15 protein-coding genes are annotated in these 12,423 nt (G+C 64.0%); 7 read left to right on the forward strand and 8 right to left on the reverse strand.

Going from position 1 to position 12,423, the window contains the following annotated elements:
* Positions 1–43: 43 nt before the first annotated feature.
* Positions 44–901, reverse strand: coding sequence for an AraC family transcriptional regulator (locus LDZ23_RS33770; RefSeq protein WP_008345768.1), 858 nt, complete (start codon positions 899–901; stop codon positions 44–46).
* 97 nt (positions 902–998) lie between these two features.
* On the opposite strand from LDZ23_RS33770, the gene LDZ23_RS33775 reads away from it, so the two are divergent.
* Positions 999–2,507: an MDR family MFS transporter gene (locus tag LDZ23_RS33775; RefSeq protein ID WP_033535645.1), complete on the forward strand. Its 1,509-nt coding sequence runs from the start codon at positions 999–1,001 to the stop codon at positions 2,505–2,507.
* 9 nt (positions 2,508–2,516) lie between these two features.
* Here the strand turns inward: LDZ23_RS33775 and LDZ23_RS33780 are convergent, their stop codons facing one another.
* Positions 2,517–3,644, reverse strand: a complete 1,128-nt coding sequence (locus LDZ23_RS33780; RefSeq protein WP_008345764.1) for an aminotransferase class V-fold PLP-dependent enzyme — start codon at positions 3,642–3,644, stop codon at positions 2,517–2,519.
* A gap of 198 nt (positions 3,645–3,842) precedes the next feature.
* On the opposite strand from LDZ23_RS33780, the gene LDZ23_RS33785 reads away from it, so the two are divergent.
* Entirely contained in the window at positions 3,843–4,283 is a 441-nt protein-coding gene (locus tag LDZ23_RS33785; RefSeq protein ID WP_244808895.1) for a hypothetical protein, read from the forward strand.
* 199 nt (positions 4,284–4,482) lie between these two features.
* On the opposite strand, the gene LDZ23_RS33790 is transcribed toward LDZ23_RS33785, so the two are convergent.
* Positions 4,483–5,652, reverse strand: a complete 1,170-nt coding sequence (locus tag LDZ23_RS33790) for a zinc-dependent alcohol dehydrogenase (RefSeq protein WP_008345760.1) — start codon at positions 5,650–5,652, stop codon at positions 4,483–4,485.
* Positions 5,653–5,794: 142 nt separating this feature from the next.
* Here LDZ23_RS33790 and LDZ23_RS33795 point away from each other — a divergent pair, with 142 nt between their 5' ends.
* The gene (locus LDZ23_RS33795; protein WP_033535646.1) at positions 5,795–6,307 is read left to right on the forward strand and encodes a flavin reductase family protein; all 513 of its coding nucleotides are present in this window, start codon (positions 5,795–5,797) and stop codon (positions 6,305–6,307) included.
* Positions 6,308–6,393: 86 nt separating this feature from the next.
* On the opposite strand, the gene LDZ23_RS33800 is transcribed toward LDZ23_RS33795, so the two are convergent.
* The 3 genes from LDZ23_RS33800 to LDZ23_RS33810 form a co-directional block, all read right to left on the reverse strand.
* Positions 6,394–6,876 carry a DUF3597 domain-containing protein gene (locus LDZ23_RS33800; protein ID WP_008345756.1) on the reverse strand — a complete coding sequence of 161 codons (483 nt, stop codon included), beginning with the start codon at positions 6,874–6,876 and terminating at the stop codon, positions 6,394–6,396.
* 67 nt (positions 6,877–6,943) lie between these two features.
* The gene (locus LDZ23_RS33805; protein ID WP_235366132.1) at positions 6,944–7,405 is read right to left on the reverse strand and encodes a response regulator; all 462 of its coding nucleotides are present in this window, start codon (positions 7,403–7,405) and stop codon (positions 6,944–6,946) included.
* A gap of 49 nt (positions 7,406–7,454) precedes the next feature.
* Positions 7,455–8,330, reverse strand: coding sequence for a manganese catalase family protein (locus tag LDZ23_RS33810; RefSeq protein WP_008345754.1), 876 nt, complete (start codon positions 8,328–8,330; stop codon positions 7,455–7,457).
* 325 nt (positions 8,331–8,655) lie between these two features.
* On the opposite strand from LDZ23_RS33810, the gene LDZ23_RS33815 reads away from it, so the two are divergent.
* From LDZ23_RS33815 to LDZ23_RS33830, 4 genes are all read left to right on the forward strand, one after another.
* Positions 8,656–9,756, forward strand: a complete 1,101-nt coding sequence (locus LDZ23_RS33815; RefSeq protein ID WP_008345753.1) for a YihY/virulence factor BrkB family protein — start codon at positions 8,656–8,658, stop codon at positions 9,754–9,756.
* A 57-nt stretch (positions 9,757–9,813) separates the two neighbouring features.
* Positions 9,814–10,278, forward strand: a complete 465-nt coding sequence (locus LDZ23_RS33820; RefSeq protein WP_008345752.1) for a hypothetical protein — start codon at positions 9,814–9,816, stop codon at positions 10,276–10,278.
* 46 nt (positions 10,279–10,324) lie between these two features.
* The gene (locus tag LDZ23_RS33825; protein ID WP_008345751.1) at positions 10,325–10,528 is read left to right on the forward strand and encodes a CsbD family protein; all 204 of its coding nucleotides are present in this window, start codon (positions 10,325–10,327) and stop codon (positions 10,526–10,528) included.
* Positions 10,529–10,600: 72 nt separating this feature from the next.
* Positions 10,601–10,774 (forward strand): hypothetical protein, encoded by a 174-nt coding sequence (locus LDZ23_RS33830; protein WP_008345750.1) that lies wholly within the window; start codon positions 10,601–10,603, stop codon positions 10,772–10,774.
* A gap of 6 nt (positions 10,775–10,780) precedes the next feature.
* Here the strand turns inward: LDZ23_RS33830 and LDZ23_RS33835 are convergent, their stop codons facing one another.
* Together LDZ23_RS33835 and LDZ23_RS33840 are read right to left on the reverse strand one after the other, a co-directional pair.
* Positions 10,781–12,058, reverse strand: coding sequence for a c-type cytochrome (locus tag LDZ23_RS33835; RefSeq protein WP_008345749.1), 1,278 nt, complete (start codon positions 12,056–12,058; stop codon positions 10,781–10,783).
* A gap of 2 nt (positions 12,059–12,060) precedes the next feature.
* The gene (locus LDZ23_RS33840) at positions 12,061–12,423 is read right to left on the reverse strand and encodes a c-type cytochrome (protein ID WP_008345748.1); all 363 of its coding nucleotides are present in this window, start codon (positions 12,421–12,423) and stop codon (positions 12,061–12,063) included.

Raw genomic sequence — 12,423 nt, forward strand, 5'->3', positions numbered from 1 at the left:
AAGGTTCCTCCTTGGAACATTCATGTTGCGCGATTCGCGGCGTTCAGTCTGGAACGTTTGTGCACATCCGCCGATACGCGGCCGGTGTCATCCGGTACGCGCGATGAAACCAGCGGCCGAGGTGGCTCTGATCCGAGAATCCGACGATCGCGGCAACCTGCGCGGGCCGATGACCGGCCGCCAGCAAGCGACGCGCGGCGCGCAGGCGCAAGCGCACCAGATACGCGTGCGGCGACGTGCCGAACGCCCGCTTGAAGAGGCGCGTCAGGCGGAACCGGTCGATGCCCGCAACGGTCGCGAGCTCATCGAGTCCGATGTTGCCGTCCATCTGTTCATGCAGGAGATCGCGCGCGCGAAGGGCGGCGAGCGGCGCGGTGACGCCGCCGATCGACGGCGCGTCGCGCAACTGGCCGCTGAGTTGCGTCAGCAGGCGATCGAACGCCTGATCGCGCGCGAGCCTGCCTTCGTCGTGATAGATGGCGTGGAACGCCGTGCGGATGACGTCGACGAGCCGGCGATCGTCGACGAGCGTTCGACTGAAAGCCGCCTCGACGCTGCGCAGGCCCGGAAGATTCAGTTCGTGCGCCGCGCGTTCGACCCATGCTTGCGGCAGGTACAGCATCGCGTAGGTGAAGCCGCCGGCTTCCGGCGCATGACCGTCGTGCAGCGCGCCGGGTTCGATCAATATCGCGCGGCCCGGCACGCTCGTATGCAAAGACCGATGACACTGAAAGCGCTGCACGCCTTGTTCCGTGTAGCCGATCAGCATGTCGTCGTGATCGTGCGGATCGTAGGCGTGACCGCTGAAATGCGCGCGCAGCCCTTCGATACCCGTCTCCGGATCGCGCCGCGCGGCGAGCCAGTGATCGGCGTGCTCGTTGAATACGGTTGCGGTTGTCATCGCTCGCTCCGGCCTGCTTAACCAAGGAATGTTATCCGAAAGGGCACGCATCCTGCTGCGCGCGTAGTGCGTTCTTCCATCCAATTTTCGCTACACGATGTCCACAGAAACAATCGACGTTGCCGTTTCACCGATCCCGTTAAACCAGCGCCGGCGCGTGTTCGCGGGCCTCATTCTCGCGATGATCCTCGCGGCGCTCGACCAGAGCATCGTGGCGACCGCGCTGCCGGTCATCGCGGGCGAACTCGGCGGCCTGAACCATCTTACGTGGGTCGTCACCGCGTTCATGCTGACGTCGACGGTCAGCGCGCCGCTCTACGGCAAGCTCTCCGACATGTACGGACGCAAGCCGTTCTTCGCGCTCAGCATCGGCATTTTTCTCGTGGCTTCGGCGCTGTGCGGCGCGGCGCGATCGATGAACGCGCTCATTCTGTTTCGCGCGCTGCAAGGATTCGGCGCCGGCGGGCTGATGACGATGTCGCAGACGCTCGTCGGCAGCATCGTGCCGATGCGCGAGCGCGGGCGCTATCAGGGCCTCTTCACCGGCGCGTTCGCGGTGAGCAGCGTCGCGGGGCCGTTGCTGGGCGGCTTCATCACGAGTCACGCGTCATGGCGATGGGTGTTCTACATCAATCCGCCGATCGGCGCGCTGTCGCTCGCGCTCGTGATGATGTCGCTGCCGAAGGTCGAGCGCGGCGGCGAGCACGCCGTCGATTACGCGGGCGCGGTGCTGGTCTGCATCGGGACATCGGCGCTGTTGCTGGTGTTCAATTCGGCGTCCGCGTCGTTCATGTCGGGCATGCGCTTGCCGTTGTCGTGCGTGCTTGCGCTCGCGTGCTTCGTCGCCCTGTTCTTCGTCGAGCGGCGCGCGCGGGAACCGATCATCGATCTGAAGCTCTTCGGCAACGTGCCTTACGCGACCTGCGTGGCGGCTTCCGGCATCATGGCCTTCGCGATGATGGGCTCGCTCGTCTTCATGCCGCTCTATTTCCAGCTCGTATTGGGCGAGACGCCCGAGCAGTCCGGCGCGATGATGCTGCCGCAAGTCGCGATGATGCTCGTCACGTCCGTGACCGGCGGACGCTTTTCCGTCGGCAGCATGCGGCGTATCGCGACGCTCCTGTCGATCGGCGTCTTTCTCGAATGTCTCGGTCTCGCCTCGCTCGCCTTGCTTGCGCATATCGGCGCGAGCGTGCCGCTCTTTCTCTGCGCGATGGCGGTGCTCGGCGCGGGCATGGGCATCGGCATGCCGAACGCGACGGTCATCGTGCAGAACTCGGTGCCCGAGCGCGTGCTCGGCGCCGCCACCGCGACGATGGGATTCGTGCGCTCGCTGGGAGCGTCGCTGGGCGTGGCGTTGTCCGGCGGCATCATGACCTTCGTGCTCAAGCGCGAGATGAGCGGGCTGCCTGCGTCCCTCGATACGCAGGCGCTGCTGGATCACGGTATCGCCGCGATCGCGCAGATGAGCGCGGCGCAGCAGGCGCAGATCGTCGCGGTCTATCGCGGCGCGATCGGTGCGAGCCTGATCGCGGGCGGCATCGTCATGTTCATCGGCTTCCTGCTGGTGCTGAATCTCACGCGGCGCGCCCTGCCGCAACGCTAGCCGCGCGCGTTACAGAATGCTGTTCAGCGCCTTCGCGAATCGGGCCTCCGTGCCTTCGATGTCGTGAAGCTTGTCCAGCCCGAACAAGCCGATGCGGAAGGTCTTGAAATCTGCCGGCTCGTCGCATTGAAGCGGAACGCCCGCCGCGATCTGCACGCCGGCATCGGCGAATTTCTTGCCGGTGCGGATGCCGTCATCGTCCGTGTAGCAGACCACGACGCCCGGCGCTTCGAAACCTTCGGCCGCCACGCTCTTGAAGCCCTTGTCGGCCAAGAGCGAGCGGATGCGCTTGCCCAGCTCGAATTGCTCCGCTTGCACTTTGTCGAAGCCGTACGCCTCGGTTTCCTTCATGACATCGCGCAGTGTCGTGAGACTGTCCGTGGGCATCGTGGCGTGATACGCGAAGCCGTTGTTCTCGTAGGCTTCCATGATTTGCAGCCATTTGCGAAGGTCGCAGGCGAAGCTCGTGCTCGTCGTCGCGTCGATTCTTTCGCGGGCGAGCGGGCTCAACATGACGAGTCCACAACACGGCGACGCGCTCCATCCCTTTTGCGGCGCGCTGATGAGCACATCGACGCCGCTCGCTTCCATGTCGACCCAGACGGTGCCCGAGGCGATGCAGTCCAGCACGAACATGCCGCCCACGGCGTGAGCCGCATCGGCCACGGCGCGCAGATACGAATCGGGCAGGATGATTCCGGCTGCGGTTTCGACGTGCGGCGCGAAGACGAGATCGGGCTTGTTCTGCTTGATCGCGGCGACGACTTCTTCGATCGGCGGCGGCGCAAATGCGGCCTGCCTGCCTTGCGCGACCGGGCGCGCCTTCAGCACGGTCGATTCGGACGGAATGCCGCCCATGTCGAAAATCTGCGACCAGCGGTAGCTGAACCAGCCATTGCGGATGACGAGGCACTTCTTGTTCGTCGCGAACTGCCGGGCGACCGCTTCCATGCCGAACGTCCCGCTGCCGGGAACGACCGCGACGGCCTTGGCGTTGTAGACCTTCTTCAGGGTGTTGGAGATGTCGCGCATGACGCCCTGAAAGCGCTGCGACATATGGTTGATCGATCGGTCGGTGAAGACGACCGAGTATTCGAGAAGTCCATCTCGATCGACGTCAGGGAGTAACGCGGGCACGCTGGCCTCCTGTAGCGGACGATTCGACGAATCGGAATTAGATTCTAACGTCGCCATCGACGAGGCGTCGGCTGCGGTCGCGCGACGTCGGCAATCGGACTTTGTTACAAGTCTTACCGCCGACGTGCGGCAGTTTTACCGAAGGTTTTCGTAAGCCGCGGTTATACTCGGCCCGTCTCAAAAACAATCATCCGAACTATGTCAAAGCGAATCATTCGACTCGTTGCAATCGCAGCGCTCACGGCTGCTGCGTCGGTTTCGGCGATGGCCGGCGACATGAACAATGCGCTCGGCGGCGCGCTCGGCGGCGTAGCCGGCGCGGCGCTGGGCGGCGCGGTGGGCGGCAGCACGGGCGCGGTGCTCGGCGGGGCGGTGGTGGCGGCGCCGGCGGCGGTCACGTCGAACCGTCGCGAGCGCACGGGCGCGATCATCGGCGGCGCGCTCGGCGGCGGTGCGGGCACGGCGGCAGGCAACGCCATGGGCGGCCGCGGCGGCGGTCTGATCGGCGCGGCGCTCGGCGGCGGCGCGGGCGCGGCATTGGGCGGCAATGTTTCGCGCTCGAATTCGTACGCGGACGACTACAGCCGCGGCTATAACGGCCATCGCGGCAAGCATCACAAGCATCATCGCCACGACTGACGTTCACGCGTCGGCATGCTGTCTGCGCGCGCCTTTCATCGCATCGAGCACGGTCCTTGAATGCGATGGATGCGCGCAATGATCACGCACGTCGCAGAGGCGCCGCTTTCGGCGTCCGCGCGCTCGCGCGCCGCTTCGCCGGCCCGAGCGCGCATCCAAACGCAAAGCGACGCGTCCTCACCCTGCGCGGGTGCGTCGACTAAGGCTTCAGGACCACCTTGATGCACCCGTCCTGCTTATCGCGGAAGGTTTCGTACATCTGCGGCCCGTCCGCCAGATTCATCCGGTGCGTGATGACGAAGGACGGATCGATCTGTCCTTCTTCGATGCGCTTGAGCAAGTCGTCGCTCCATCGATTGACGTGCGTTTGCCCCATGCGCCAGGTGAGACCTTTGTTCATCGCCGCGCCGAACGGAATCTTGTCGATCAGTCCGCCATACACGCCCGGCACCGAGAGCACGCCCGCCGGACGGCACACGTAGATCATCTCGCGCAGCACATGCGGCCGGTCGGATTCGAGCATGACGGCCTGCTTGATTCGATCGTAGATGCCGTCGAACGAGCGCGTCGCGTGCGACTCCATGCCGACGGCATCGATACACTTCTCGGGGCCTTTGCCTTGTGTCAGATCGCGCAAGCGGTCGAGCACGCTTTCGTCCTTGAAGTTGATCGGGATCGCGCCCGCCGCCTGCGCCATCGCAAGCCGCTCGGGAACGTGATCGATGACGATGACCTGTCGCGCCCCCAGCAATATCGCGCTGCGGATCGCCATCTGCCCGACGGGGCCCGCGCCCCAGATCGCGACGGTGTCGGTCGGTTCGATTTCGCAATTGACCGCGGCCTGCCATCCGGTCGGGAAGATGTCGCCGAGAAAGAGCACCTGTTCGTCGGAAAGGCCATCGGGGATCTTGATATGGGTCTTGTCCGCGAACGGCACGCGTACGTATTCGGCCTGTCCGCCCGCATAGCCGCCTGTCAGATGCGTGTATCCGAAGAGGCCGGCCGTCGTATGACCGAAGAGTTTGTCGGCGGCGTCCTTGTTCCGGTTCGAGCGTTCGCAAACGGAGAAATTGCCCCGCTTGCATTGATCGCATTCGCCGCAGATGATCGTGAACGGCACCACGACACGATCGCCCACTTTGAGGGCGGTGTTATCACGGCCGACTTCGACCACTTCGCCCATGAATTCATGACCCATCACATCGCCCGATTCCATGCCGGGCATGAAGCCATCGAACAGATGGAGGTCCGAGCCGCAGATCGCGCAAGTCGATACCTTGATGATCGCATCGCGGCCGTGCTCGATCACGGGGTCCGGAACGGTGTCGTAACGGATGTCTTTCTTGCCATGCCAGATGAGTGCCTTCAAGGTCGCCTCCTGCGGATTGATCCGATTGTCGGATAGGTGCGTCGTCGCTGCCATTCGACTTGCGCAACGCGTATTCCCGCCGAGGCATGGCACATGCACATGCACGCTTGAACGATTCCTCCGACATCAAGGGTAAAGCGCGATGACAAACGGTATGGCCGACCTCTTCCGGCGTCTGACGGCAGGCGTCCATGTGATCGGCGTGGCGGACGGCGCGACGAAGAACGCGTTTACGGCGAGCTCCGTCATGCAGGTCTCGTTCGACCCGCTGCTCGTTGCGATCGCAATCAATCCGGCGCATGCGTCCTATCGGATACTGCAACGCGGACGCGCGTTCTCCATCAACGTGCTGCGTTCGGATCAGCAGACGTTGGCCGCGCACTTCGGGACACAATCGGGCCGCACGATCGACAAGCTGTCGTCGACGCCTTGGAAAACCGGCCGAAGCGGCGCGCCGATACTGCCCGATGCGCTGGCGTATTTCGACTGTCAGGCTATCGGCGATATCGAAGCCGGGGATCATCGCCTCGTGACAGGCAGCGTGATAGACGGTGCGGTGCTTTCTCCCGAAGCGCAGCCGTTGATCTATGCCGCGACGGAAGATCTGGACCGGAGCGCGCAGCTCTACGCCAAGTCGTTCAACGAATCGAAGTAGAAGTTACGCTTGCGGCGGCCGGTGACGAAGCGCGTCGCATGCTGTGTCGAGATTCGTTCATGGATCGATCAGGGAAAAGCGGGTTCTCATTTCAGATCGGCCGGCACCTTGCCGCCGTTCTCCGCTAGCTTCGTCATGACCTGCTTGTGCAGCCAGATGTTCATCGTGGCGGAGTCGTCGGTGTTGCCGGTGTAGTGCAGTTCTTGCGCCAGCGCCTTGCGCGATTCGAGACTGCTATCGAGATCGAGCAGCTTCAGCAGATCGACGATGGACGATCGCCAGCTCAGCGCCGCGCCGTTTTGCTGCTGCTTTTGCGTGAGGATCGCAATGACGTCCACTTCGGGCAATGGCGTGACCGCTGGCCGTGCAGGCTCGACGCCGGGCGTTGCGGGCGTGCCGGCGGCGCCGCTCGCCGAACCCAGAGGCGTGCTGGTCGGATTGCCCGAAGAGGTCGTGCTCGATGGCGGCGCCGCATTGGGTGCCGCAGGCGGCACGGTCCCGCCGGAAGCGGTCGCCGCCGGATGGTCGTGCGGAAAGATCTTGTTCAATATGTTCGAGAAGATGCTCATGTTTTCCTCTGTGCGTCAGTGATGTCGATGTTCCGCGCATCGCGCATCGAGCGTGCCGCGCGTCTCGTCATGCGACGGGCCCGTGCACGAAGTAACGAAGCAACGGCGCGAAGGTCATCGCGTCGGTCGGCTTCGCGCAAAACGCGTCGAATCCCGCTTGCTTCGCGCGTTGCAGATCGGCCTCGCTTGCTGCCGCCGAATGGGCGATAAGAATGGTCCCGGACGTGTTCGCGTCCGCGCGAAGGCGGGCGGCGACTTCGAGCCCGGACATGTCGGGCATCCAGATATCCAGCAGGACGACTTCCGGTTTGCATCGCGTGGTCGCGTCGATTGCGCCGAGGCCGCCGTAGACGGCATCGGCATCGAATCCGCACACGGCCAGAACCATGCTGATGGCGTCGGCCGTATCCACATAGTCGTCGACGACGAGCACGCGCGGCGTGCCGGGCGCGGTTTTCGTTCTACGTGTCCAGATCGCGCATTTCGGTACCAGGTATTCGCTCACGGCACTCATGATTCGTTGGCGCATCGATAACGCTCGAGCGGCGCTGCCCCGAACCGGAGCAGCGCCGCCGGTCTTACACTTCGTTCGCCTTTCCAGCGCCCAGGTCGGCGCCGGTGGTCGGATCGGCGGACGGATCCGAAGCCGTGCGCGATGCCATCGCCTGCAGCACTTCGACATCGCGTTCGGTCACGGTCACGGTGGCCGCTCCGTCGCCGCCATCGACGGCCGGTTGCGGATCTTCGACGAACTTCCAGTCGCCGCCTTCGTTCCACGGCCCGCGCGCGTCATTGCCCTTCGACATGTTGAAGTACACGCTCGTGAACTCCGGCTCGCCCGGCAGCTTGCCTTGCGGGAAGTTCGGCTGAATCGAATGAAGCGCCTTTTCAAACGACTTCTGATGCGCAATTTCGCGCGTCATCAAAAAGCCCAGCGCTTCCTTGATGCCCGGATCGTCCGTCACGTTGATGAGACGCTCATAGACGATCTTCGCGCGTGCCTCAGCGGCGATATTCGAGCGCAGGTCGGCCGTCGGTTCGCCGATGGTGTCGATATAGGCAGCGGTCCAGGGCACGCCCGCGGAGTTGGTGAGGGCAGGGCCGCCGCCATAGAGCAGCGCGGTGGTGTGCGAATCGTTGCCGCCGCCCGTGAGCGAGCGATACAACTCGGCTTCCGATTCCACTGCTTCCGCGAGCTGGCCCTTTGCGCCCTTGTTCAGCATCGCGACGATCGAGCCGATCACTTCGAGATGGCTCAGTTCTTCGGTGGCGATATCGAACAACAGGTCCTTGCGGCCCGGATCGTCTTCGCCGACAGCTTGCGTGAAGTACCGGCACGCGGCAGCCAGTTCGCCCTGCGGCCCGCCGAACTGCTCGAGCATCAGATTGGCGAGACCCGGATTGGGCGCGCTCACGCGGACGGTGTATTGCAGACGCTTGTTATGCACGAACATTGCATGGCTCCTTTTAGGGCGCACGAAACCCTTCACGGTCCCGGCGCGAATCATCAAGGTTGGACGGTTATGCTCGCAGCGACCAAGAGGACGTCGAAGGCGTCGGTTACGGTCATGCTGCTGCAAGCCTCAGCGCGATGCATCGCGCTGGCGTATCGCGGGGGAAAGCCGCGTCGTGGAATGGAAGGCCGGCTGTCCGGATCGAAGTCCGCGGCATCGGCCTGAATGGGAATCAGCAACGCGTATGCCACGCGATCCAACTGACTTCGAAGGAGCGGGCATCGACGATGCTTGATGCCGAGCGGATGAATCAACGGAGACAACCATGAACGTCAAGTCGCTTATGGGACGAACCTTCGCGTGGCCCGCACGCACGTTCAAACGTTTCAGCGCGGATCGTGCTGCGCCGATGGCCGCGAGCATCGCGTTCTATTCAGCGTTCTCGCTCGCGCCGACGCTCGTCATGGTGATCGCCGTCGCGGGCCTCGTGTTCGGCGCGGAGGCCGCTCGCGGTCAGCTCTTTCATCAGATCAACGGCATGCTCGGCAAGGATGCCGCCGCGAGCGTGCAGGCGATCGTCGAGCACGCGCATCAGAGCGGCGGAAGCGGCATTGCCGCGGTGATCTCGTTCGTACTGCTGGCCGTGGGCGCATCGGCGACGTTTTCATCGTTGAACACGGCGCTATCGATCATCTGGCCGAAAAGCGGCAGAGAAAAATCGGGCGTCGCCACGCTCGTCAAGGTTCGGCTGATCTCCTTCGGTCTCGTGATGGGCGTCGCGTTCCTGCTGATCGTGTCGCTCGTGCTGGACACCGCCGTGCAGGCCGCGGGCAAATGGGTGTTCGGGGAATCGCCGCTCGTCGTCATCGGCGACATCGTGCAGTTCGTGCTCGGTCTCGCGATCCTTTCGTGCGCTTTCGCCGCGCTGTTGAAGTATCTGCCCGATGGTCACGTACCGTGGCGCGATGCGCTCGTAGGCGGCGTTATCTCCGCGGTGCTGTTCTCGGTCGGCAAGAAGCTGTTCGCGCTCTATCTCACGCATGCCGGGACCGCGAGCGCATTCGGCGCGGCCGGCTCGCTCGCCGTGCTCCTGATGTGGCTGTATTTCGCGGCAGCCGTCATGCTGCTGGGCGCGGAAGCCGCTGCAACGCGAGTCGAGGCGCGCGAAGGCAAGACCGACGAATCGAACGAGAAGCGCGAGCCTCATGCAGCGCCGGCGACGAACGTGCCCGCCACGACACGTCCGCAAACCGCGCCCGCGATGCAAACGCGCCCGAGCGTCGCGCCGAACGGTTCGCCCGTGATCGCGAAGGTAATCGGTGCGGTAAAAGCGAACCCCAGTCGATTCGCAATCGCCGCGGCAGGCGCGACGCTCTTCGTGTTCGCGAGGGGCGGACATCGACATCACACGGAAAGACGTTCCTGAGCAACTTCGGCACGGCGGATGCTGCGAAACGCGTGAGCGTTCGGCAAGGAGCCACACATGCAAGGGCATTTCGACGACCTGATGAAGCGGGCCATCTATTCAGGCTCCGCTGCGGGACTGGCTTCGGCTTGCGCCGCGTCGACCGCGGCCGTTCGCGCGGGACACGAGCCATACGCGGCGATCAACGCCGTATCCCACTGCTTATGGCCGAGAGCAATCTGGCATGAAGAACCGAGCTTCAGATACAGCGCGTTCGGCGCAACCATTCACATGGGAAGCGCGGCTTTCTGGGGCGTGTTGTTCGAGTCGTTATGCGGACCGCGTTCCCGGCCAGCGACGATCGTCGCCGCCGCCGCGACGACCGCGCTCGTCGCCTATGTCGTCGATTACCACGCCGTGCCCAAACGAGTCACGCCCGGCTTCGAAGCTCATCTGTCGAAGCGCTCGCTCGCGATGACCTACGTCGCGCTCGGCGCAGGCTTCGCGATCGCGGCGCTGATTCGCGGACGCGCGGCACGCTGAAGGCATCGGCTGTCATCGCCATTTGTCCATCACACAGGAGCACACGATGAACAAGGATCAAAGGGAAGGGATCAAGGAACAGATCAAAGGCTGGACCGATACGGCCATCGGCACCGTGACGGGCAATGAAGATCGCAAGGTGAAAGGCGATGTCGAAATTACCAACGGCGCCAATCGCAAGGACTATGGCGATCAGAAGGACAACATCGAAAAGGGCGTGGAAGACCCGGGCGATCCGACCAACGAGTAATCGATAGCGCGCAAGCGTTGAAACAAGAGTGGCCGTATGGTGCGGCCGCCGTAACCGTAAGGAGCATCGAACATGAGCACGCCATCCCAGCAAAGCGGACAGGACCAGAAGCCCTCCGACGACGAAACCTTCACCACCGATGTCTCCGAAACGGACGACGAAGGCACGACCGTGCGCGAAGCCGAAGTGCGGAAGGACGACCTTTCCGAAGTCAAGCCGAACGAGGGCGCGGGCACGCCGGAGTAACGCACGTCATTTGTGGATGGTCGCGCGAAACGATCCCACGTCGTTGGCCGTGACCGGGCGCGCGTCGTTGCCCCACGACGCGCGCACATACGTGAGCACTTGCGCGATCTGTACGTCGGTGAGGCGTCCGGCGAAGGGCGGCATCGCCTGACGTGGCGGGCCGTGGATCGTCGCGGGGCTGTTGCCGCCTTCGACGAGCAGCCGGATCAGCGAGGTCGTATCTTCGCTGATGACCGAGGGATTGCCCGCCAGCGCGGGAAACGCATTCGGCACGCCCTTGCCATCGCTTCGATGACACTGTGCGCAAAACCCCGCATAGACCGCCGCGCCCTGTTCGGGCGCAACGTCGGGCGCGCGCGTCTTGAGACGTCCCGGCGACGCAAGCGACGGATCGAACACGCCGTCCGCCGCGCCGGTCGCGGGCAGCGTCTTCAGATAGACGGCGATCGAGCGCAGATCGTCATCGGTCAGGTATTGGGTGCTGTCCTCGATCGTTTCGACCATGCTGCCGAATGCGGCCATGCCCGCGCCGTGGCCCGTCTTGAGAAACGCGGCGATATCGTCCTGTGCGATGCGCCCGAGCCCCGAGCCGGAATCTCCGCGCAAATTCGGCGCGAACCAGTTGTCGTTGACGCCGCCGGAGAGGAACGTTTTCGATGACTCGTCGTATCCGCGTTCCTGATATGCGATCCCGCGCGGCGTGTGGCACGAGCCGCAATGCCCGAGCGACTGCACGAGATAGGCGCCGCGATTCCAGCTCGCATCGCGATCGGCGTGCGGTTCAAACCGCTGCTTCGGCGCGAACGCCATGCGCCACAGAGGCAACGCCCAGCGCTGGTTGAACGGAAAGGGTACTTTCGTTTCCGGCGGCCGGTGATTCACGGGCGGCACGCCATGCATCATGTAGGCGTAGAGCGCGCGCAGATCGTCGTCGCTGATCTTCACGAACGCCGGATACGGCATCGCGGGATAAAGCCCCTTGCCGCCCGGCGCGACGCCCTCGCGCAACGCCTTCGCAAAGTCCTCGTAGCTGTATGTGCCGATGCCCGTCTCGCGATCCGGCGTGATGTTGCTGCTGACGATGGTGCCGAACGGCGACGTCATCTCGAGCCCGCCCGCATACGGCGCGCCGTTCGAGGGCGCGGTATGGCATCCGGCGCAGTCGGCGGCTTTGGCGAGATACGCGCCGCGCGCAATCAGTTCGGGCGATGGCGACGCCCTGTCGTCCGCCATGACGGCGAGCGGCCACAGAAGCAGAACGGAGAGGATGCGGGATACGTTCATCGTTATTGGTGATACAGGTATGCGGCGATGTCACGCGCATCGATTTCGCCGACGCCGAGATCGGGCATCGCGCTCTGCGGTGAAATGCGCTGCGGAAAACGGATCCATGTCTGCAGATTCTCCGGTGTGTTCGGCAGCTTGCCCGCGACATAAGCCCGCTCGCCGATGTTTTGCAGCGTCGGTCCGACCTTGCCGTAAGCGCCCGGCACGCCGTCTATCCGGTGGCACGCGCCGCAGCCGTAACGCTGGATCGCATCGAGGCCGTGTCGCGGATTGCCGCCGGTGATCGCGTCGGCCGAAGGCGGCTTGCCCTGGCAAGCGGCGAGCGTAGCGATCAGAAGGAGCGCGATTGGAGTCGTGTGCAT

Source organism: Caballeronia zhejiangensis, assembly GCF_022879815.1.
In the GTDB taxonomy this organism is placed as follows: Bacteria; Pseudomonadota; Gammaproteobacteria; order Burkholderiales; family Burkholderiaceae; genus Caballeronia; species Caballeronia zhejiangensis.